This window comes from Parabacteroides sp. merdae-related_45_40 (assembly GCF_001915675.1).
On record NZ_MNQY01000046.1, the window covers coordinates 177813 to 201807 of the forward strand.

At 46.4% G+C, this 23995-nt stretch carries 17 protein-coding genes; 9 read left to right on the forward strand and 8 right to left on the reverse strand.

The window, feature by feature from the left end; genetic code table 11:
• Positions 1-7 precede the first annotated feature (7 nt).
• The 4 genes from BHV83_RS06430 to BHV83_RS06445 all read right to left on the reverse strand — a co-directional run bounded on the left by BHV83_RS06430 (position 8) and on the right by BHV83_RS06445 (position 4140).
• A complete protein-coding gene (locus BHV83_RS06430) occupies positions 8-1039 on the reverse strand; it encodes a DUF5119 domain-containing protein (RefSeq protein ID WP_005863351.1) in 1032 nt (343 codons plus the stop codon).
• Positions 1036-1611 (reverse strand): DUF5119 domain-containing protein, encoded by a 576-nt coding sequence (locus tag BHV83_RS06435; RefSeq protein WP_005863349.1) that lies wholly within the window; start codon positions 1609-1611, stop codon positions 1036-1038. The genes BHV83_RS06430 and BHV83_RS06435 overlap by 4 nt, the downstream gene beginning before the upstream one ends.
• Positions 1612-1743: 132 nt before the next feature.
• A complete protein-coding gene (locus BHV83_RS06440; RefSeq protein ID WP_286756936.1) occupies positions 1744-2598 on the reverse strand; it encodes a helix-turn-helix transcriptional regulator in 855 nt (284 codons plus the stop codon).
• A 12-nt stretch (positions 2599-2610) separates the two neighbouring features.
• Positions 2611-4140, reverse strand: coding sequence for a glycoside hydrolase family 10-like protein (locus tag BHV83_RS06445; protein WP_008772985.1), 1530 nt, complete (start codon positions 4138-4140; stop codon positions 2611-2613).
• A gap of 206 nt (positions 4141-4346) precedes the next feature.
• On the opposite strand from BHV83_RS06445, the gene uvrA reads away from it, so the two are divergent.
• Complete coding sequence (uvrA, locus tag BHV83_RS06450; RefSeq protein WP_057326112.1) at positions 4347-7130, forward strand: excinuclease ABC subunit UvrA; 2784 nt, start codon at positions 4347-4349, stop codon at positions 7128-7130.
• An 88-nt stretch (positions 7131-7218) separates the two neighbouring features.
• On the opposite strand, the gene BHV83_RS06455 is transcribed toward uvrA, so the two are convergent.
• The 4 genes from BHV83_RS06455 to BHV83_RS06470 form a co-directional block, all read right to left on the reverse strand.
• Entirely contained in the window at positions 7219-8850 is a 1632-nt protein-coding gene (locus BHV83_RS06455; RefSeq protein ID WP_005863343.1) for a RagB/SusD family nutrient uptake outer membrane protein, read from the reverse strand.
• A gap of 25 nt (positions 8851-8875) precedes the next feature.
• Positions 8876-12064 (reverse strand): SusC/RagA family TonB-linked outer membrane protein, encoded by a 3189-nt coding sequence (locus tag BHV83_RS06460; protein ID WP_048927039.1) that lies wholly within the window; start codon positions 12062-12064, stop codon positions 8876-8878.
• Positions 12065-12500: 436 nt separating this feature from the next.
• Complete coding sequence (locus BHV83_RS06465; RefSeq protein WP_005863339.1) at positions 12501-12719, reverse strand: hypothetical protein; 219 nt, start codon at positions 12717-12719, stop codon at positions 12501-12503.
• 49 nt (positions 12720-12768) lie between these two features.
• Positions 12769-14571, reverse strand: coding sequence for a T9SS type A sorting domain-containing protein (locus BHV83_RS06470; protein WP_005863337.1), 1803 nt, complete (start codon positions 14569-14571; stop codon positions 12769-12771).
• Positions 14572-14644: 73 nt separating this feature from the next.
• On the opposite strand from BHV83_RS06470, the gene hflX reads away from it, so the two are divergent.
• From hflX to BHV83_RS06510, 8 genes are all read left to right on the forward strand, one after another.
• A complete protein-coding gene (gene hflX / locus BHV83_RS06475; RefSeq protein WP_036643657.1) occupies positions 14645-15856 on the forward strand; it encodes a GTPase HflX in 1212 nt (403 codons plus the stop codon).
• 21 nt (positions 15857-15877) lie between these two features.
• Complete coding sequence (locus BHV83_RS06480) at positions 15878-17866, forward strand: DUF4954 family protein (RefSeq protein ID WP_048927040.1); 1989 nt, start codon at positions 15878-15880, stop codon at positions 17864-17866.
• Positions 17867-17871: 5 nt separating this feature from the next.
• On the forward strand, positions 17872-18753 hold the full coding sequence (locus tag BHV83_RS06485) for an AraC family transcriptional regulator (protein WP_005863332.1): 882 nt from the start codon (positions 17872-17874) through the stop codon (positions 18751-18753).
• A gap of 97 nt (positions 18754-18850) precedes the next feature.
• Positions 18851-19408 (forward strand): glucose-6-phosphate isomerase, encoded by a 558-nt coding sequence (locus tag BHV83_RS06490; RefSeq protein WP_048927041.1) that lies wholly within the window; start codon positions 18851-18853, stop codon positions 19406-19408.
• 3 nt (positions 19409-19411) lie between these two features.
• Entirely contained in the window at positions 19412-20371 is a 960-nt protein-coding gene (locus BHV83_RS06495) for an ROK family protein (RefSeq protein WP_048927042.1), read from the forward strand.
• Positions 20352-21140, forward strand: coding sequence for a glucose-6-phosphate isomerase family protein (locus BHV83_RS06500; RefSeq protein WP_286756947.1), 789 nt, complete (start codon positions 20352-20354; stop codon positions 21138-21140). The genes BHV83_RS06495 and BHV83_RS06500 overlap by 20 nt, the downstream gene beginning before the upstream one ends.
• Before the next feature lie 32 nt (positions 21141-21172).
• Positions 21173-22609 (forward strand): sugar porter family MFS transporter, encoded by a 1437-nt coding sequence (locus tag BHV83_RS06505; protein WP_009016583.1) that lies wholly within the window; start codon positions 21173-21175, stop codon positions 22607-22609.
• A gap of 1 nt (position 22610) precedes the next feature.
• Entirely contained in the window at positions 22611-23870 is a 1260-nt protein-coding gene (locus BHV83_RS06510; RefSeq protein ID WP_048927043.1) for a cellulase-like family protein, read from the forward strand.
• Positions 23871-23995 lie beyond the last annotated feature (125 nt).

Consider the following 23995-nt stretch of genomic DNA (forward strand, 5'->3'; position numbering starts at 1 on the left):
TCTATAGTTATGCGGGGATTACGATATTCGTCTCATCTCCCCAATTGTCTACTGTCGCATCGAATCCCCCTTCGCCGCCATTCTTTTCCGGCTCCACGTTTGGTAGCTCCAACGGAATATCCTCGGGAACTTCTTCCTTATCCGGATCAATTTTCGTACCCAGCACCACCTCTACCTCTTTCGTCTCATTATTGATCGCGGCACGTGGAGCTATATCATATTGCTTCGTAATGACCGTTCTGTTATCGACCAATAAGATGGAGAGCGTAAGCAAATTACTGATCTCGTCCGTGGCCTTCGATGTGACGTTTGGTCTGCCGAGTGTCAAGTAAGAGCCGGATAAGATACCATCGGTCGTTGAGTTCTCGTGAAAGGTCTTTTCCGAGAAGTCCACGAGTTGCGTCGCTACGCTACTTCCGGTCTTTCTATCCGCTATCCAATATGTATCCGCCATCCCTTTAATCGATCCCCTCGCAGTCCGCATGTTGTGCAATCCTTTTATCTCTAAGGACAGATGGGTCGTGAAGATTACCTTCTCGGGCCGGCAAGCCAAGGAAAACTCCTTTCCCTCCTTAAGGTTCGCCCGTACCATCTCTTGCGTCACCTCAAAACCCTCCAATGTAGCTACCGCTAAAGGTTCCGGATCGTAGATCAGCCGCTCTCCCTCGGTGGGCGTGTACCAATCGCTATCCGTCGTCTTCATCACGATCCGCAGGGTGCTGTATTGATCTTGACCCTCGATCGTGAGATAACTGTATTCTTCGGCCGCTTGGTTAAATACCACTACGTTATAGATCCCTTTCCTCAATCGCACCTCGTCGCCCGTCACCGTGTTGGTAAGGAAACGGCTTGGCTCCCCTCCATCGACCGGGTAAAAGAGCGCGGTCATACCATCCGGGTCGATACCGCAAGGACCCCAATCTATGTCGAGGCGCACTGCGCAACGGTCTACATACTCGCCGATCATAGTCTCTTTCGAGCATCCCGCCAATCCCATGACAAGCGAGATCAAGATGATAAATAACCGGCTCTCTCTCATCGGATACTCGTTTTCTTTAGCCCGTTGATATTGTTTGCGATCCCTTTCCTTTCATTGCTTAGATTCAAGGAACTGTCCTTCGATAGGAAAAACGGCGACAAGGTCAATTCCTTATGCTTCTCCGTGTCCCCCTCAACCTCTACCGAACGGATCGTGGCGACATATAACGGGATCACCTCGTCTTGACATGCCTCCAGATCCTTTAGAGAGGAGATATATGCTTCCGCTTCCTCGAACTTCGACATATTACGAAAACCTATGTTTTTCGCGTCGTAATTGAAAACCAATACATTATATTTATCCGGTGGTAAGAACAGGGTGATGCCATTGGCGTTCCCATCCGTCTGTATCATCGGCCCGCCCTCCGACGGGTAGATACAATAGCGAAGTTTCTCCGGTACCGGGGAAACTGCTACCACGCTATCCCAACGAAGGGTGCAAGTGATGTAGCCCGTGCCTCTTTTCTCCGGTTCCTCGGATCTCTCGCAACTACATTCCAGCACCATGCCGATAATGAATAAAACCGCAATAGAGATCTTTAAGATAATACTTGTCTTATTGTACCTATACATTTTATTTATCTTTGAAAATCAATTATGATTGATCTTCTGGACGCAAATGTATAGGGAATGCTAAAGGGGAGAATTGTTATTTTTGTCCAAAGAGTTGCAAAAGTTGAGAGATTTAAAAAAAATCATTGAATATTATGTATTTTCATCCTTTAGAGAACGGACAGAGCGGGGAGATTGGCCGAAATTAGCCCTGCAGAAGTGCAAGAAGTTGGAAAGCGACTCAAAGCCATACTTGTAGCAAATCTCGGATATGGAAAGCTCTGTCATGATAAGGTCGTTATGAATGTCTTGGCATTTGCGTTTCAGCATCCATTGATAAGCGGGCTCTCCGAACGTATCCTTGAAGATACGGCGGAAGGTGGGTACGCTGTAGCCTCCCAATTGGGCGAAGGTCTCCACGTCTTTTGCCTTTTGGTAGTTCTGCATCACGAAATACTGGAAACTGTGGCTATACCGGTAAACCGGGGCGTAAAAGGCGGCTAGCTCCTTGATGGGGTAGTAGCAGTTCAGCAAGTAGACCATCTCCGAGCGTTTGGCTTGCATCAGTCCGGAGCATCTTAAATCATCGTTGAGGTAAAGCTTCATGCCCTCGATGAAGAGTTGTATCGGCGGGACCATCGTCATTACGATGGGCTGCTGGCGTTCGTTCTCCACGATGGAGATGCCTTTGTTGAAACGATTGTCGCATATGTTTTGCGGACGCTCGAAGAGATAGATGATACATTCGGTGTAGTCGAGTACCTTGCATTCCACTTTCGAGCCGATCGGTTGCAACACGAACTGTCCGCCCCGGAACGTAGTGTCCGGGTGCTCCTCGCTGTTCAGCCAGATCTCTCCCTTGACTAGGAAAAAGACCATGTTCTGCATGCATCTTGTCTGAGGGATCACGTACCCTTTCGGATAAAGACGATACTTGAATATGTCCCTCTGGTAGAAACTACAAGAGGAACAGTCGGTATATTTGGTGCAGCGATGGTCGGTTAACATATATTGTTGTCTTTATAATTTTACTTTCTTTGTCTTGCCCTCGCTCTCGTTGTGAAAGCGATCTACGGCGGTCACTACATAGCGATATTTTACCTTTCCTTTCTCGTAAGGCATCAAGTAGCCGGTTTCCCGGGTGATAGCCACGATCTTCGAGGGATCGCTCGTGTCTATCGGCTCCTTGTCGTTAAAGCGATAGACCACGAAATAGGAGGCTAGCTCCGGATTCGTGGGGCTTTGCTCCGCTTGCCAATGTAACAAGAAGCCTTTAGGTGTCCATTCGGTCTTTAGCTTGCTTACGTCTTTTGGCGGACGGTTATGCATATGGGTATAGGCCGGGATAAGGGCCGGGTAACGGTGGTAGTTCCGTTTCAGGCTGTCGGCTACGCCCTTGTTGTTCCATAGAATCTCATTGGCGGGCCAGAAACAATTGCCGCTCACGTGAGGCAAGGCACGCTCGTAACGCATCTTGCGGGTTAATTGGTCCGCTTTCATGGTGCGGGCCACGTCTTGCCCGATATATAAATGACCTCCGTTGGCGTTTTTGTCCCACCATTTGATAAGCGTGATGTAATCCGCCGCCGGGTGTCCGATCTCCCAATAGATCTGGGGGATGTTATAATCGATCCAACCTTGCTGTACCCAATAGGTGATATCGGCGTAGAGGTCGTCGTAGTTTTGCAGACCGTTGGTATTGCTACCCGATCCGTCTGCGGTGCTTTTCTTGTTGCGGTAGATGCCGAAGGGACTGATACCGAAGCGTACCCAAGGCTTGGTGAGCAGGATGGTACGTTTCAATTCCCGGATCAGGGTATTCACGTTCTCCCGGCGCCAATCGTTCCTTTGCGCCTCGCTGTATCCTTTTCGCAAGCCGTATTTGCGGAAGCTGTTATCATCCGGGAAAGGCATACCCGCTACGGGATAGGGATAGAAATAATCGTCCATATGGATAGCGTCCACGTCGTAACGGCCGACGATATCACGCACTACCCGGCAAATAAACTGACGGCTTTCCGGCAATCCCGGGTCGAAAAGGATTTGTTTATTATAAGTGACAAACCATTCGGGATGCTTATGATAGATGTGGGAATCGGCGAAACGGGTGTTTCCCGCCGTGCTCGCCCGGTAAGGATTCAACCAAGCGTGAAACTCCATGTTCCGTTTATGGCATTCTTGGATTAGGAAGGCCATCGGGTCGAACTCACCTGCCGGGGCTACGCCCTGCTCTCCGGTGAAGAAGCGACTCCACGGCTCGATATCGGATTTATAGAAAGCGTCCGCCTCGGGGCGCACCTGAAAGATGATGGCGTTGATGCCGCATGCTTGCAGGTAATTAAGCTTGCGGATGAAGTCTTTTTTCATCCGGGCGGGAGTCATATCCTTGTATTCGCCTTGAAAAGCGGTCTGTATCCATGCTCCCCTAAACTCTCGCTTGGCCTCCTTGCCCGTACTCGTAGCCGGACGAGGCTTCTCGCGAACCGTAGAACATGAGGTTATCGCACAAAAGAGAATCGCTACTAAGAAGCGAAAATATTTAATGTACATGGGTGCCTTGCTGTGTTTGTCTATGAAATTTTCAACAAATGTAGAAGATTCCCTGTAAATATGAAATATTTCACCCTTGTTATTTTATTTACTTGGCAGTAGGGACGAGGCACACCCTGTCTAACTGTGTGAATTAGTTCGATGAAGATAGGGCAGAATCGGTTAGTTTTGGCTATCTTTGCGTTAAAGAAAAAGATAAAGGTAATATGTCTGAGAGCAATTCGATTTTCATCAAGGGGGCACGTGTCAACAACTTGAAAAATATAGATGTAGAGATTCCGAGGGACAAGCTGGTGGTGATAACCGGGCTGTCGGGGAGTGGAAAATCATCGTTGGCGTTCGATACCCTTTATGCGGAGGGACAACGCCGGTATGTAGAGAGTTTATCCGCTTACGCCCGCCAGTTCTTGGGAAGGATGAGTAAGCCGGAATGCGACTATATTAAGGGAATACCGCCCGCTATCGCTATCGAGCAGAAGGTGAATACCCGTAATCCGCGTTCCACGGTCGGTACATCTACCGAGATTTATGAGTATTTACGCTTGTTATATGCTCGCGTCGGGAAGACGATATCGCCGGTTTCCGGCACCGAGGTGAAAAAACATCAGGTGAGCGATATTATCAAGGAGGTCGTGCGATATCCCGAGGGGACTCGTTTTGCCGTATTCGCCCCGGTTGTCTTGCCGGAAGGCCGGGATATGAAGGAACAGCTGGAGATCTTGCGGAAAGAAGGATATGCCCGTCTGTCGGTGAATGATACGGTATATCGTATCTCGGAGGTACTGGCCAGCGAGGAGTTACTGTCTTACCCGATCGAGTTGTTGGTGGACCGCCTGACGGTATCGGACGATAAGACCTTGAAAAGCCGTTTGGCGGATTCGGCCGAGACCGCTTTCTTTGAGGGCCATGGTACCTGTTTGATCCGTATTTATACGGAGGAAGGGGTAGTCGTGAAGGAATTCTCGAAGAAGTTTGAGGCGGATGGCATGATATTCGAGGAGCCTACCGATATGATGTTTAGCTTTAATAATCCGTTGGGCGCTTGTCCGACTTGTGAGGGGTTCGGTAAGGTGCTGGGCATCGATGAGAATCTGGTGGTGCCCGATAAAAGTTTGTCTGTCTACCAAGGAGCCGTGGTTTGCTGGAAAGGTGAGGTGATGGGGGAATGGCTGAAAGACTTTATCGTGAAGAGCGAGAAATATAACTTCCCGATCCACCGTCCGTATTACGACCTGACACAGAAAGAGAAGGATCTGTTGTGGCATGGGGCGAGAGGCTTACACGGTATCGACGATTTCTTTAAGTTCGTGGAAGAGAATCTTTATAAGATACAATACAGGGTGATGCAAGCCCGCTATCGGGGAAAGACGACTTGCCCGGTTTGTAAGGGGAGCCGCTTGAGACCGGAAGCGCTGTATGTGCAAGTGGGCGGTAAGAATATCGCCGAGCTGGTGACGATGCCGGTTTCGGAGGCAAAGGCTTTCTTTGATCAACTGGAACTGGACGAGACGGATGCGGCGATCGCTAAACGTTTGCTCACGGAAATCAATAATCGCTTGCAATTCCTGTTGGATGTGGGGTTGGGTTATCTGGCTTTAGATCGCCTCTCGGCCTCTTTATCCGGAGGAGAGAGCCAACGTATCAATCTGGCTACCTCGTTGGGTAGTAGCTTGGTGGGTTCGTTGTATATTTTGGATGAGCCGAGTATCGGTCTGCATTCCCGGGATACGGATTTGTTGATCAAGGTATTGCGACAGTTGCAAGCCTTGGGGAATACCGTGGTCGTGGTGGAGCATGATGAGGAGATTATCCGTGCGGCGGATTATATCATCGATATCGGTCCGAAAGCGGGGCGTTTGGGGGGTGAGGTTGTTTATCAAGGCGATGTGAATAACCTCCGGAAATGTAGCGATAGCCATACGGTACGTTATTTGACGGGAGAGGATCAGATCGAGATCCCGCCTTACCGCCGTCCGTGGAATAATTATATAGAAGTGACAGGGGCCCGGAAGAATAACTTAAAGGGCGTGGACGTGAAGTTTCCTTTGAACGTGATGACGGTGGTTACCGGCGTGAGCGGTTCGGGTAAAAGTTCCTTGGTTCGTGATATTTTCTACGAGGGCGTGAAACGCCATTTGGATGATGCCGCCCGCCTGACCGTAGATTGCTCCGGTATCAGTGGAGATTTGAATATGATTCAGGCGATTGAGTTTGTAGACCAGAACTCGATCGGAAAGAGTTCTCGCTCGAACCCTGTGACGTATATCGGCGCTTACGATGAGATCCGTAAACTATTCGGCGAGCAGCCTCTAGCGAAGCAGATGGGATATAACGCCGCTTATTTTTCCTTTAATAAAGAAGGAGGTCGCTGCGAGGAATGTAAGGGCGAGGGCAAAATCACGGTAGAGATGCAGTTTATGGCGGATATCACCTTGGAATGCGAGGCTTGCCACGGCAAACGCTTCAAGCAGGATGTATTGGATGTAGAGTATCAAGGCGCTAACATATACGATGTGTTGGAAATGACCGTGAATCAAGCGATCGAGTTCTTCGAGAAAGGTTCCGGCTCCCAAGAAAAGAAGATCGTGAAACGCTTGAAACCGCTGCAAGACGTAGGTTTGGGCTATATCAAGCTGGGACAGACTTCCTCCACTTTATCCGGTGGTGAGAACCAACGTGTGAAACTGGCTTATTACTTAGGCCAAGAGAAGCAGCAACCTACCTTGTTCGTTTTCGACGAGCCTACGACCGGTTTACATTTTCATGATATCAAGACTTTATTGAAAGCTTTCAATGCCTTGATCGAGAAAGGCCACTCCGTGGTAATTATCGAGCATAATATGGATGTGATCAAATGCGCGGATTATGTGATTGATTTAGGACCGGAAGGCGGAAAGGCCGGCGGACAGCTGGTTTGTGCCGGCACACCGGAGGAGATAGCGGCTTGCGAGGCATCCTATACCGGTAGGTTTTTAAGGGATAAGTTATAAAGAGACGATATAAAGACAAATGTAAATAGCTCCTGCCCGAATATTCGGATAGGAGCTATTTCTTTTAAGAAGAATGGGAGCATTCCCATTAATATCCTGGGTTTTGCTCGATGATTCCATTTTTCGCAAGGTCTATAACCGCTTGCGGTATCGGGCCGTATTCGTGGGTCCCTTTGATGAAACGGGCATTTTGGAGATGAGAGCGGAATGTCTTCTCATGCTCGAAATAAGTGTTCATCACGTCTGAGGCGATTCCCCAACGGACTAGATCAAAGAAACGTTCACCTTCTAAGGCGAATTCCAGACGTCGTTCGGTACGTAAGGCTCGGATCGCCTCCTCTTTGTCGGAAAATGACGGATATAATCCGATCCGGTATTTGGCGGCATCCGCTGTCCCGTCAGCGGTTTTTACGGTCTGGCTGTTCATGGCACGCTCGCGAACTTGGTTGATGTATTTCAATCCGGTAGCTAAATCGCCTAGTTCGATAGCAGCTTCGGCACGCCACAATAACACGTCCGCATATCGAATAATATAAACATTCAATGCGTTTACGTATGGCCAGATAGCCAAATAGTAACTTGAGTTCTTGGAGACAATACGTTTTTTCGGGCTATACGGACCGTAAACCGTAGCCTCACGAGGAGTCCAGTCATAGAGTTGGACATCTAGGAACATGATTCCGGGGCGGGCTACTGTGTGGTCTAGGCGGGTGTCTACATAATCATTTTCCGAAACGTCTATGCCGTCTTCCAAAGGCAAGCCGTTGGAGTCGGTCTTATAAGCGTTTACTAGGTTTTGGGAAGGACGAAGGAAACCATAGTTGGGATAAGGGCCTCCCGGAGGTAACAAACGGTCGCCCGGATTTCCGTTGTAGTTGTTCGGGGAGCCATCGTTGATAGAGGCTTGGACTGAAAATAAAATTTCAGAGCAGTTGTCATTTTCTGGCAAGAAGATATTCCGGAAGTCGGGGAGTAGCTGGTATTTGCCGGAATTGATCACCTCATCCGTCGCTGTAGCGCATTCCTGCCATTTGCCTTGGAACAAGTAAACTTTAGCCATATAAGCCCGGGCCGTCATCTTACATGGACGTGCCACATCCGGCTGGGAATCCGGGAGACCTTCGTAGGCGGCCTTAAAATCATTCAGTATCTTCTCCCATAATTGATCGGATGTATACTCCTTATTCGAGATAGAGGCGAACGCGGAAGGATCGCTGACACTCTCGTCGAAATATGGGATCTGGTTATAGATGATCTTTAAGTTGAAATAGAAATGGGCACGCAGGAAACGCATCTCGGCGATACGGGTCTCCTTTTTATCATAATCGCTGCCTTTGAGGATACGGATCGCTTGGTTACAGCGGTTCACGCCCTCGTATAAGGCTAGCCATTTCCGATTGTAATCTTGGATAGTCGGGTCGATATGGAAGATTTCCATCAAGTGAACCGGGTTCTGGTCTCCCGTACCACCTCCGCCTTTGTAGGTATCGTCTGAGATCACATCGCCAAATTGCCAGTTGGAGCATCCTGAATTCAAGCCGGAGCTGGCATCGTCCATCTGGCCGTCTAGGATGGAATAGGCGGAGATAATCAATCCCTCGATGTTATTGGGATCTTGTGCTTGTTCGGGAGTCAGTTCGCCTACAGGTGTCTCTTCCAGAAAATCGCTGCATGATGTCAATGCGAATACGGCACAGGCCGCTATAATCATTTTCTTCATATTCTTGTTTGTTGTTGTTTGATGATTAAAAACTTACGTTTACTCCAAAGGTGAAGGTGCGGGATAACGGATAGATGCCGCGGTCCACACCCATATCTAGGTTACGGTAGTCACTGGAGTAACTTTGCAATCCCACTTCCGGATCGATACCGTCGTATCCGGTGATCGTGAATAAGTTGGTTGCTTGCGCATAGATATACAAGCTATTGAACTTAATCTTGGATAGGATGGACTGAGGTACGGAATAACCGATTTTCATGTTCTTTAAGCGAACGAAAGAAGCGTCTTGCACATAGTAAGACGAGGGCCGGATGTTATTGTTCGGATCGTCCATGGTGACACGGGGTATGTCCGTATTCGTGTTGGTTGGTGTCCATGCATTAACGACACGGCTGTTTTTGTTGTATTGCGATTGATTGTAGAAATCACCCACATAACGGGTCAAGTCGTATACATCGTTTCCGAACATTCCCTGAAAGAATAGACTGAGGTCAAAATTATGGAAGTTGACTCCTAATGTAAGGCCTGCCGTGACATCGGGGAGCGGGTTACCGATATAGTCACGGTCGTTACCGTCTATTACGCCATCTCCGTTTACGTCTACGAACTTGATATCACCCGGTTTTGCGTTAGGTTGGAGCAGTTCGCCTTTATTATTGGTATATGATTTGATTTCCGCCTCGCTCTGGAATAAACCGTCTTCTTTATAAGCGTAGAAAGAGCCGATTGGTTGTCCGATGGCGGAACGAGAAACCTCTTGATCGAAGTTGAGGGAGTGAATCACGCTGGTAGGCAGTCCGATATAGGAGACATCACCGTCTAATTCAGTCATCTTGTTTTTGATAGCGGACATATTGAAGGCGACATTGAACCCGAAATCTTTATTGATGCTCTTATTGTAGCTGACCTCAGCTTCGAAACCCCGGTTACGCATTTTCCCGACATTGTCCCATACCGTTTGGTTCGTACCCCCCACGGTACCGATCAAGGGACGCTCCCATAATAAGTCCTTGGTATCTTTGTTAAACCAATCCAGCACAACGGTTAGGCTGTTATCTAGGAAGCCTAGATCCAGCCCGACATTAGTTTGCGTGGTGGTCTCCCATTTCAGGTTTGCGTTACCGTAACGGGTTTGGGTGTATCCGGTTGTCACGGAACTTTGGCTACCGTCGATCGGATAGTTGGAGTGGTTCGGATTACTCATGTAAGAATCGATCGTAGAATAAGCCGGGATATCAGAGTTGCCGTTTTGTCCCCAACCTATGCGGACTTTCATGTTGCTGATAGCCGGAATATCATAAAACGGTTCGCTACTGATACGCCAGCCTGCGGAGACAGCCGGGAAATTACCCCATTTATTGTTACCAAGTTTAGAAGATCCGTCACGTCGGAACGTGGCTGCGAATAAGTAGCGGTTGTCGAAATTATAATCAATTTTACCGAAATAAGACATCATCTTGGAAGTAAAGGCAGAACCTGCGTTCTTCTGGGAGCCACTATCGCCCGCATCGAGGAAATGGAAGTTATCGTCATCCGAGGCAAAGCCTTCACGGGAGGCGGAGAAGTATTCCTCTTGATAACGGTTTGTCTCGATACCTAATAAGGCTCCGATCGTATGTTTATCGAATGTCCGTAAATAGTTTAACGTGTTCGTGAATACCCAATTGAAGTTCCAACGGTTTTGCGTGCTCAACGTACTCAAGGGTTGCTGGGTGTTCAATTCGTTGTATTTGGCCTTGAAGCTTCGTTTATACAGGTTTTTGTAATCCGCTCCGAAGTTGGTCTTGAAATAAAGTCCCTCTAGGATATTCAGTTCGGCGAATAGATTACCGAATAGACGGGTGGTACGATCTTTATTATCCTTATTACGGTATAATTCGCCTAACGGGTTGGAGATGTCGGCGATCGGGTTGCTGCCGAAATTCCCGTCCAGATCGTAAACAGGGGTAATGGATACGGTCTTATAGGCGTTGTATAACATACCTCCCAGTGCGGCGTTATTGGTGACCGAGGTTCCCCACGCATGTGATAATGTGGCGTTCTCACCGATTTTCAAACGATCGTTGAAGAGCTTGAACTCATTGTTGAAACGTCCGGATATACGTTCGAAACCAGTATATTTCATAAGACCGTCTTGGTTGAAATAGCCTAGGGAGAACAAGTGGCTGCTAACTTTATCTGCTTTCGCCAGAGAGAGGTTATAGGACTGGACCATGGCTTTTTGCATGATCTCGTCAACCCAATCCACGTCTCCCGAGGGAAGGCGGTGATCTGCGTCAAGGAATTCCGGAATTACGGCGGTCTCGCCGGAGCCATACACGTCGCTTACTGGTGATTTCCCGTCGTTACGCTGTGCCTGCCATAATAAGTCACCATATTCTTGGGCGTTTAGCATACGCATCTGTTTTGCCGAGGTTTGTACTCCCACGTAAGCGTCTAGGTTTACCCGGAAAGTACCTTCCTTCCCTTTTTTTGTACTGATGATAACCACGCCGTTTGCCGCACGTGCGCCATAGATGGAAGCGGAAGAAGCATCTTTCAATACCTGCATACTTTCGATATCATTCGGGTTGAGAAAATTGATGCCGCCCTCTACTGGTACGCCATCGATGATATAAAGCGGATCATTGTTACGGATCGTGCTGAAACCGCGTACACGTACCGCTACGCCTCCGCCGGGCATATTATCCGGGATTACGTTTACGCCGGACAATTTACCTTGCATCATTTGATCTACACTGGATACCGGGGTATCTTTCAGATCGCCTACCTCCAGTACGGAAACAGCACCGGTAAGGTCTTTTTTCTTCTGTACACTATAACCTACCACGATAACCTCGTCTAGGTTCTGGGTGTCATCCTGCAATTGGATCGTGAGGGGAGAACCATTCCCGGCTGGAATCTCCTTGGTGTTATAACCGATATAAGTAACGACCAATATGCTTTGCTTGTTTTGCAGCGAGAGAGAAAATTTGCCGTCAAAATCGGTTACGGCTCCATTTGTAGTCCCTTTCTCAATCACGTTAGCCCCGATAATTGGTTCTCCGTTCGTATCGGTGACTACGCCACTTACCGTGAATGTCTGTTGAGTGATCGTCATTCGTCCAGTAACGTTTGGCAGATCCTCCGCCGATGCCGCATTGATTGGCTGTAAGTATGCTACGCCTAGCAAAAGAGCGGGAATCGCCATCGTAAAGTAATTTCTGTTGTCCATCCTTTTGTCCTTAAAATATATTAGAATTAATCTATTTTTTCAGAACGCAAAGGACGTGTGATTATATTACGATGATATGTCTATGTTATTAAAAATATGTTCACGATTGTATTGCCTTTCAGGGATATGACGATTAGGCTACGATTACAAAAATGATATTGGCTGTCTTTTGCGTATTGGTTAATGACGTTTTAGTACTAGTGAATAAAATGTAAGAATTATGAAAGTAACTCATTTTAAGAAAGTAAGCGAAACAAGTGGTGTGTGTGTCCTGTTAAGATTGTACTTATTTATAATCGAATAATTTATACTGTGCGTAGTCTTTATGAGACATTCAAGTAGCCTGTGAGGGCGAAAAAGCAGTAATATTAATACTAGTGTAATAAAATAAAGTTCATTCAGCCTGTTCTTCTGTGAAGAAAAACAGGCTGTGTTTTTATTGCTTGGCAGGATCATCGTCTTTATTCCACTTATCTCGCATTCTCAGACGTTTGACTTGCAGATAGCGTAGAAGGATGATGATGACGAGCGTAGCGCCGATCATCAAGAAATATTCGGTATAATTGTTTCCGGGATTGTTTCCCGGCCAGCCGATGATACTCATTACGATTAAGTAAACAAGTAAGGCAATTGTTGTGATATTGATCTTCTTCATATTCGTTTTATTCTAAAAACAGGGCAAAGATATAAGATTGTTTCGGGCTTTAGGAGGTTAAAACGCATTTGTACTGTGCCCGATAATGTTCTGTTTGAATAATTAAGATATATAAACCTTGTGGGAGGGGAATCGGGAGGATAGGGTTCCCTGCCTGTACCGCTTGCGTGAATACTAATATGCCTGCCGGAGTAAACAGTTCGACTTTACCGGGGGATGGAAGATTAGTAATGAATAAAGTCTTGTTCTCTAGCTGATAGCTTAATTCCGGAAATGAAAATACTTGATTGGAAACAGGGGAATCTTGTCGGGCTTGAGGTTCCGATGTCGGGAAAGATATGGGTGCGTTCGTTGATAATAATTTATAATTGGCTGGTTCGGATGTATTATATACAGATAGGCTGGTACTTTTATTCGCTTTGACAAAGAAAGCGGAGAATGGAGGGATGGCGAAATCGCTACCGATCACGTAGGGTTGGTAGGTGGAGCCGTCATATATATAAATGTATCCGTCTAAGGCCGAGTTTGATTCTATTTGACTAAGAGATAAAGGAGCCGGCAGAGGATTACCGCATAGATACCAGCCGTTATGATTCTGGTTCTGGCTTTGGTTGTTAATGCTTACCGGAATAGAGGCTTGACCGTTTTTTCCGAAATCTATAGGGATATCTCCTGCTTTCGAGGAGAAACGAAGGTTCTGACGATCGGCGGAAGCGTCAATAGCGATTAGGTATCCCTTGTTCTTCTTGAAGATGGGCTGGGATGTATTGATTATTGTTTGTGGTATGACTTCCCAGTTGTTGGAAGGGCTTTGTGAATTAGCTCGCTTTTCTCCGTTATAGGTTTGTACGTAAAAGTAATTACCGTTTGTATCGCTTTTGTCATCACCCAGTTGGAAATCCGGGTCTATGCCGGAAGCGAATACATCGAAGGGGAAGGAGATAAAATACCATTTGCCTTTTTGAGCGAAGGTCTTCTCGATTGTTATTTTGCCGGAGATGTTAATAGTTCCAGACGATCGCAAGGTGGAGGAAGACGCCAAGATACCATCATTAGGATAGATGGTAAGGTTATTTGCGGATAGATTTCCGGTTGGTAAAATATGGATATTTCCATTGCCAATAAAGATATCTTTACAGCTGATATTTGTATTTATGGAGATATTGCCGTTAATCAAGGCGTTGCGGTGACGGTAGGCGGGTAGGTGGCTCCAGCGATCCTCATGGTTCCAATCGCTGTTTCCGGTAAATAGGGAATAGGTAGGAATCATGCCGTGTGCGTAAACGCTGTCTACATAATAATAGCCGTTTTTGGTATTGGCGGCCTGTGTGGGGACGATAATATCCAATCCCGGGGGATTGCTGCCTATATCCGTCTTTTCGAATGAAGCAGTAGCATCGTCTTTATTTAAAGTTATGATCGACACATATTCTGGTTTGTTAGGGCGGTAAGTCTTAACTTGCATCTTTTCTCCGAGCATTAAATGGATGCCCCCTTTCCGTATACTGATTTTTATATCTTGATGATCTGTTAACGTGAAATGCTCGAAAGCCGCTTGCGTATTCATTGGCATTCGTAACCCGTAGTTTCCGTGGCTGTTAGGAATATCTTTCACGCCGGAGATATCTTCAATAAGGGCTTCACCTGTAATGGCATAATCCCAATTATCAGAAGCAAGTCCCTCAAATGTCTGCATCCGAAACGTATCTCGAATAGATATATTTGCGTTACTTTGCACAAAGCTTTCCCATGTAGACGGATTTGAAACTTGTGACTGGATAAATTGTTGTACGAATAGGAATACCGTACAAACGACAACGCGTCTGGATAGATGCCAAATTCTCTTTTTCATAGCTAAGTTGATTTATATTTGTAAATATGTTCGCGAATATACGTAAATAATTGAAATAATATATCTTTGTGGCATGAAAGAATTTATCATATCTGAGGCACAGACCGAGAAGGCCGTTTTGGTGGGTTTGGTTACCCCTGAGCAAAATGAGCAAAAAGTTAAGGAATATCTGGACGAATTGGCTTTCTTGGCCGATACGGCAGGGGGGGATGCGGTAAAGCGTTTTACCCAGAAAATGGATTACCCGAATTCCGTCACTTTTGTCGGGACCGGTAAATTGCAGGAAATTAAGGAGTATGTGGTAGAGAATGAGATCGGTTTGGTGATCTTTGATGATGAGCTGAGTCCGAAGCAACTCCGTAATATTGAGAAAGAATTGCAGGTGAAAATCTTGGATCGTACGAGCTTGATCTTGGATATCTTCGCTAGCCGTGCACAGACCGCCCATGCGAAGACACAGGTGGAGCTTGCACAATATAAATATATGTTACCCCGCTTGACTCGTCTGTGGACACACTTGGAGCGTCAGCGAGGCGGCGTAGGTATGCGTGGTCCGGGTGAGACACAGTTGGAGACTGATAAACGTATTATCTTGGATAAGATCGCACGATTGAAGAAAGAGCTGGTGGATATTGACAAGCAAAAAAGCGTACAACGGAAAAACCGGGGTAAGATGGTACGTGTAGCGTTGGTCGGATATACGAACGTAGGTAAATCTACCTTGATGAACTTATTGAGCAAGAGTGAGGTCTTTGCCGAGAATAAGTTGTTCGCTACGCTAGATACGACCGTACGCAAGGTAATTATCGAGAACTTGCCGTTCTTGCTGTCTGATACGGTCGGATTTATCCGTAAGTTACCGACCGAGTTGGTGGAATCTTTTAAATCTACCTTGGATGAGGTACGGGAGGCGGATTTGCTGGTACATATCGTGGATATCTCACACCCGACTTTTGAGGAGCAAATAGAGGTCGTGAACCGTACGTTGGCGGAGATCGATAAGACCGAGAAACCGATGATCATGGTTTTCAATAAGGTGGACGCATTTACCTTTGTCCCGAAAGAGGAAGATGATTTGACCCCTCGTGGTCGTGAGAATATCGATCTGGATGAACTGAAACGTACGTGGATGGGAAAATTGCAAGATAATTGCATCTTTATCTCCGCCAAGGAACGTACGAATATAGAGGCGTTGAAAGAGATGTTGTATGAACGGGTCAAACAAATCCATATCACCCGTTTCCCTTACAATGACTTCCTCTTTCAGCAATACGATGAAGAGTAGAGTCTTACAAAATTAGTACCAATGAATCATTTGAGAAATTTGCGGCCGGATGAGATCGCCACCTTGCGATCTCAGGCTTGCCGGGCCGATGATTGGAATCAAGTTTGGGTTCCAGAGGTGTTTGATATTGAATATGTGAACCATGTACGTTTTTCAGGAGTGGTTAAGTTAGGAGCCTTTCGTAAGGTGTTTACCCTGCCGGGAGGATTGGTAAAGCATAGCGGGCTTCGTCATGTTACCCTGCATAATTGTACGTTGGGGGATAATGTGCTGATCGAGAACGTACAGAATTATATCGCTAATTACCGGATCGGTGATGACTGCTTTATCCAGAATATAAATGTTATGTTGGTGGAAGGCAAGGCTACGTTCGGGAATAATGTCGAGGTGTCGGTCTTGAATGAGACCGGCGGGCGTGAGGTTCCGATTTACGATGGCCTGTCGGCTTCATTGGCTTATATTATCGCTTTGTACCGCCATCGTCCGGCCTTGATCGAACGCTTGCGGGATATGATTACCGCTTATACGGAGGGTATCGCCTCTACGGAGGGAACGGTTGGCGATAAGGTCAAGATTGTCAATACCGGTACGATCCGTAACGTGAAGATTGGTGATTACGCGACCATAGAGAATAGCGCACGTCTGGAAAATGGTTCCGTAAATAGTAAGAGAGAGGCCCCGGTATTTATCGGGGATAGTGTGATCGCGCAAGATTTCATTGTCTCTTCGGGAGCCAAGATCGCGGATGCCGCTAAGATTATCCGTTGCTTTATCGGACAGGCTTGCCAAGTGACGCATAACTTCTCGGCCCATGATTCCTTGTTGTTCAGCAACTGCGCTTTCGAGAATGGGGAGGCTTGCGCTATTTTCGCCGGTCCGTTTACGGTGTCTATGCATAAGAGCAGTTTGCTGATAGCGGGAATGTATTCGTTCTTGAACGCGGGAAGTGGCTCCAACCAGAGTAATCATATGTATAAGCTGGGACCGATTCATCAAGGGATCGTGGAACGTGGTTCCAAGACGACCAGCGACTCGTATATCCTTTGGCCGGCCCGTATTGGCGCTTTCTCTTTGGTAATGGGTCGCCATCATCACCATAGCGATACTTCCGATATTCCCTTCTCCTATTTAATAGAGAAGGATGATGAGACTTACTTAGTCCCGGGAATTAATCTTCGCAGCGTAGGTACGATCCGTGATGCCCAGAAATGGCCGAAGCGTGATAAACGTACGGACCCGGATCGCTTGGATATGATTAACTATAATCTATTGAGTCCCTATACGATCCAGAAGATGCTGAAAGCGGTGGATATCTTGAAAAACCTGCAGGCATTGGTTGGAGAGACTTCCGAGATTTATTATTATCAGAATACTCGTATAAAAGGTTCCTCACTCCGGAATGCGTTGAACTTTTATGGCATGGCAATTAATAAGTTCTTTGGTAACTCGTTAATCAAGCGTTTGGAAGGTACGACCTATTATTCTATGGAAGAGGTCTGGGAGCAATTGCGTCCTACGGAATCCAAAGGCTCCGGAGAATGGCTGGACTTGGCGGGCTTGATCCTCCCGAGGGAACCGCTAGATGCCTTGTTGCAAGATATCGAACAGGGGGAAATCGCTTCCTTAGAGGATGTGGAATGCTTTTTCCGTTTGGTTCACGGACGTTATTATTCCTTGGAATGGACATGGGCCTACGAGATGATCGAACGTTATTATGGGGTGGATCTCCGTTCGATTTCCGCCGCGGAGATTATTGATCTGGTTCGTCGTTGGCAAGAATGTGTGATCCGCTTGGATGAGATGCTTTATGAGGATGCCCGTAAGGAATTCTCTTTGACTTCTATGATCGGTTTCGGAGTGGATGGTTCCAACAAGGAAAAACAACAGGATTTCGAGGGTGTTCGAGGAGATTTCGTGAATAATCCGTTTGTTACCGCCGTGCAGGAACATATCGTGAATAAACGGGCGCTTGGGGATGAACTGATCGAGAGGTTGAAACCTTTAGTATAAAGCTTATGAAACCATTATTTCAAGAACTGCCATTCCCGATAGATAGTCACATTCATTTCTATGTGGAGGATCTACCGCATTTTATAGTGCCTTGGCACTACCATCCGGCTATTGAGATAATGTATATCACAAGTGGTACGGGTACTCGCTTTGTCGGGGATCATGTGGAAGGATATTTCGAGGGCGATGTTTGTATGATCGGCCCTCAACTGCCACATGAGTGGAGAAACGACCCTGTTTATTTCGATAAGAGCTCTGGCTTGCGGGCTACTTGTATTTGCTTGTTCTTCAAGCGTCAGATTTTTGAACCTAATTTAATCCGTCTTCCGGAGATGAATAATATCCGGGAATTGATAGAGCGTTCCCGTAGAGGGATTAAGTTTGTGGGTAAGTCCCGGAAGAAGATTGCCGAGCTGATCAGCCAATCCGCCAATGAGACGGGAGCGAGTAGGGTGATCAAATTGATTGCTTTACTGGAATTAATGGCGACTTCCGAAGAATATGAGATATTAGCCAGTACGGGGTTTACGGAAACGGTCAACTCGGACGATTTCGAGCGTTTCAATAAGGTCTATAAATATCTGGTGAAGAACTTCACGTCTCCAGTGAAGCTGGAGGAAGTCGCCGCTTTGGTAGGCTTGACTCCGACCGCTTTTTGTCGTTATTTCAAGAAACGGACCAAGAAGACTTTCGTGGAGTACTTGAATGACATGCGCATAGGACACGCGAAAAAACTATTGATAGAGGGAAATCTGAAGATATCCACGATTAGCTCCGAGGCCGGATTCAATAATCTATCCAACTTCATCGGCCAATTTAAGAAAACCACGAATATGCTTCCATCCGAGTACCAGAAAAAATATAAGGAGCGCCTGGATGGAGAATAAGGGCAGGATTTCATAGTTGTTTGGAAAAATACTAAAATAAAGCCCAAGGTATTCGATCTATTTTTGCGATATAAGTTGTATCGTAAAATAGAATATCATGGAACATAAAAAGATTGTAATCCCATCCTTGTCATTTTTTCAAGATGAGCTAAAGGGGGAAGGTGTGGTAAAGAGCCGGAGAACTTTAGGCGAGCTTGCCGGAATTTTTGAGAATCAAGATGCTTATTCCCAATTACCATTAGATCAATTAGCATACGAGGTATATAGTTATTTACCGGAGCGGGAAGGCACTCCGGGAGGGCTTTATTTTGGTATTACTCAATTATATCCGGGAAAGGTGGGAGATGAGTATTTCATGACGAAAGGCCATTTTCATCAACAAGAGGATCGTTCGGAGTATTATTGGGGATTGGAAGGCGAAGGTATGTTGATCTTGATGGACCGAGAACGGAATACGTGGGCGGAAAGGATGATGCCGGGTAGCCTGCATTATATACCGGGCGGTGTAGCGCACCGGGTAGCTAATACTGGAAATAGCGTCTTGTCATTTGCTGCGTGCTGGCCTTCGGATGCCGGGCATAATTATGAAGAGATCGCGAATAAGGGCTTCTCGGCCCGATTGGTAGAAGTGGACGGTACCCCTAAATTGCGATAGCTTATGTATACGATAGCGATAGATTTAGGGGGGACGGTCGTAAAGATCGGACTATTGTCTGATGGTGAGATCGTAGACTGTGTGAGATTACCTTCCCGTCTGGCTCTGGGATTAGCTCCGAACTTACCTAAGATAAAGGAGGCGATTGATCGGTTGTTGGCCGCTTGGCGTATTGATGTGGCTGCGCTTCGTTGTATCGGCCTGGCTTTTCCCGGGCTGGTAGATCCAATTCATAACCGGGTAATCTCTACGAATGAGAAGTATGATGATGCCTGTTCGATCAGTCTGGATAAATGGGCATGGGAGAATTGGGAAGTTCCTTTCTGCATGGATAATGACGCTCGTTTGGCCGTAGCCGGAGAATGGTGGCAGGGTGCGGCCCGGGGAAAGAACAATGTAGTCATGATGACAATCGGAACCGGTATCGGTACGGGAGTCGTGATTGATGGACGGCTCCTGTATGGACAGCATTTTCAAGCGGGTTCTTTGGGTGGGCATTTTGTGCTGGATTATAAGGGCCGTCGGTGTTCATGCGGGAATAACGGCTGTGTAGAAGCTCTGTCTTCCTCTTTCTTCTTACCGACCATTGTCAGGGAGCATGCCCTTTTATCGGAATCGTTTAAACGAGATGCGGATGTCTATGATTTCAAGCGCATTTTTAGGTTAGCGCAGGAGGGGGATGAAGATGCTTTATTAATTAGGAATGAATGTATGGATATCTGGGCGTCGGCGATAATAACCTATATACATGCTTATGATCCGGAAGTCGTGATTCTAGGTGGGGGGATTTTAAAAAGCCAAGAGGTGATTATCCCTTATATCAGCAAACGAGTGGATGAGTTGGCTTGGTGTCCTTCCGGGAAAGTCCCGATTGTGCCGGCAATCTTGGGCGATGACGCCGCTTTATTCGGTTTGGAGTATTTCATGGTAAAACAACAGCAAAATGAACGGATTTGTATTTGATAAAGGAATTGATATAACACCGGTTCAATCGCCTATGGGGTTTACCTATGGGGCGGGTGTATTTGGTCCGGAGGTCGAGATTCGCCGGCTGGAAGATATACGGGCTAGTTTGCGTGATCCTCAATGCAAGGGACCGGAGCAGGTTTACTCGATCGCTATGGATGTCGGCAAAGAAGAACATCGTGCGTTGCTGAATAAGTTACATTTGTTATTCGGGGTAGTGACATATAGTGCTGGTAAATTGGGGCAGGAGCCAGTCAGAAGTCAAGGGCATATTCATAAGATATCTCCTTATAGCGGTTGGTCTACGCCGGAGATCTATGAGATTTGGTCGGGAGAGGCGATTATTTATATGCAGGAGTATGCGGAGGATCAGCCCGGTCGATGTTATGCGGTACATGCCTTTCCGGGGGATGTAGTGATCGTTCCTCCCTATTGGGTACATGCGACGATTAGCGCGAATCCGAGATTGCCTTTGACTTTCGGAGCGTGGTGCGATAGAGATTATGGTTTTGTGTATGAGGGGATTCGTAAACACAGGGGAATCGCTTGGTTTCCTGTATTTAATGGAAGCGATGAATTAGAATGGATCGCAAATTCGATGTACGATTCCTCTCATTTGATTTGTAAATCTCCTTCGGATTATATTTCTTTAGATATTCGGAAAGGGGTATCTATTTACAGACAATTCGAGGAAAATCCGGAGATTTTCTTATATGTGCCTAATCCGGCGTTGAAGGCGGAGGTATGGCGTGATTTCGAGCCTTGAGTTTATAGATGGATTAAATACACAAGAAAAACATGAAAAACACGAGCTATAGATATTGGATGATTTATGTAATAGCGATTGTCGCCGCTATGGGAGGACTATTGTTTGGCTTTGATACCGGCGTGATTTCCGGGGCGATTCCTTTTTTCCAGAAAGATTTTGGTATAGACGATAGTATGGTGGAGGTAGTTACTTCCTCCGGTTTGCTGGGAGCTATTCTGGGAGCGCTGTGTTGTGGTAAATTGACGGATCGCATAGGACGTAGGAAAGTCATTTTGACTTCGGCTGTTATTTTCGCTTTCGGTGCGTTAGGATCGGGTTGGGCTCCGGACATTTACCACTTGATTGCCGCCCGTTTATTCTTGGGAGTGGCTATCGGGATCTCTTCTTTTGCTGTACCTCTTTATATTGCGGAAGTTTCCCCGGCGAAGTCACGGGGGATGTTTGTCGCCATGTTCCAATTGATGATTACGATCGGGCTTCTGGTATCTTATCTTTCGGATTTGTATTTTGCGGATGAGACGTCTGTTTCATGTTGGAGGCCAATGTTTTATGTGGGGGTGATTCCCGCTATTATTTTGTTCGTGGGTATGTTGCTGGTTCCACCATCTCCAAGGTGGTTGATGTCTGTTGGCCGGGAGGAAGAGAGCCTATCCGTCTTAAAGATGGTCGAGCATCCGGATTTGGTAAATGCCTCGTTTGAGCAGATGCGGAATGAGATGCGAAAGAATGATGAGCGACAAGGATGTTTTAAGGATCTGGCCCAGCCTTGGTTACGGAATGCGTTAGTTATCGCTATCGGTATTATGTTTTTCCAGCAATTTGTAGGTATCAATACCGTGATTTATTATAGCCCTAAAATCTTTTTGATGGCCGGTTTCGATGGTGCGGTCTCTGCGATTGGGGCCTCTGTCGGGGTAGGTGTTGTCAATTTATTATTCACGTTGTTGTCTGTCTACTTTGTAGATCGGCTGGGAAGGCGTAAACTTTATTTTCTGGGGTTGAGCGGTATCGTGATTTCCTTGTTGCTACTCGCTACCTCTTTTATATTCGCCGCTCAATTAGGGGATTCTGGGAAATGGCTTTCCATCGTCCTTATTTTCTTATATGTGGGATTTTTCGCTATCAGCATCGGGCCGTTAGGTTGGTTGATTGTGTCGGAAGTGTTTCCACAAAAGCTAAGAGGGTTGGGGACTTCTCTCGGCTCGTTGTCCGTATGGTTTTTCAATGCGATCGTATCGTTTACTTTCTTCAAGATATTGAAGGTGTTTTCAATATCGGGAACCGAATTAACGATCAATGGCGAAAGCCAAGGGAATCCGGCGGGAGCGTTCTTATTTTATGCGTTCATTGGAATTGTGGCGATTATTTGGGGATATTTCTATGTACCGGAAACGAAAGGAGTTTCATTGGAGAAGATCGAGGCTTTTTGGAGAAAAGGAGGACACCCGAAAGATAAAATAATATAATATGGATAGAAGAGTATTTATTAGACAAACAGCAGTTGCGGCATTAGGCGGCTTAGTGGCTTTTGATTTATCAAAGGCATCAGCTAAAAGTGAAATGGCTTTTGCCGGGAAAGGAGAAATCTCGCCCCGGGCAATCACCATGTGGGATTTTTCTTGGTTGGAGAGGCGTTGGCCCGGAGCCGGTTATGAGGACTGGGACCAAGTATTGGACGAGCTCTCGGAACGGGGGTATAATGCGATACGTATTGATGCTTATCCTCATTTAATAGCGGAGAATCCAATGAAGAAATGGTTACTTAAAGAAGTTTGGAATCAGCAAGATTGGGGAAGTCCGGATATGAATGAGGTACAAGTTCAACCGAATTTGAACTTGTTCTTGTCGAAATGTAAGGAGCGGGATATTAAGGTCGGGCTTTCTTCTTGGTATCGTCTCGATGTGGATGAGGTTTGCCTGAAATTGGATACACCGGAGAAATTGGCGGATTGCTGGCTGACAACCCTTCGTTCGATCGAAGAAGAGGGGCTATTGGATACGATCCTTTATGTGGATCTTTGCAATGAATGGCCCGGTGATTCATGGGCTCCTTTTTTCGCTAAGACATATCCGAATGTCGGTTGGGGGAATTGGTATAAGGAGGAATCCTTACGATGGATGAAAACCTCGTTGGGGAAGATGCGACAAGTATATCCGGATATGCCATTCTTATATTCTTTTGATCATGGGGATGTCAAGAAATATGAAGAGGTGGATTGCTCTTTTCTTGATTTGTATGAGCATCATATTTGGATGGCCCAACAGAATGGTGGAGAATTTTATAAGCTGGTGGGATATGGCTACAATCGTTTTTCACCGGATGATTATAAGAATGTGGTGAAAAATGCGGAACGGGTTTATCGGGAAAGACCTGAATATTGGCAGAAATTGTTGACTGATAAGATCGAGCTTATGGCTTCCGTGGCCCGGAAGAATCGCCGTCCTCTCGTTACGACAGAATGTTGGGGATTGGTGGATTATAAGGATTGGCCTTTATTGAAATGGGATTGGATAAAGGATCTTTGCGAGTTAGGAGCTATTACGGCTGCCCGTACGGGTATGTGGGTCGGTGTAGCGACCAGTAATTTTTGCGGACCTCAGTTTGTTGGGATGTGGCGGGATGTGGAATGGCATAAACGCTTGACTTCCATCATCCGTTCTTCTCCGATTGATGCGTCTCTCATGAAGAATAATGAGGTAGCGGCCAAATTGTTGAAACGACTTTAATCTTGGGATGGTATGTATTACGATCATTCTTATATTTTGATAAGATTCTAAAAGCAGGAGGTAAATTTCTATAAAGTTTATGTCTTTAATAATTGTAACTTGCCTTCGTGAAAGAGTTAAATAAA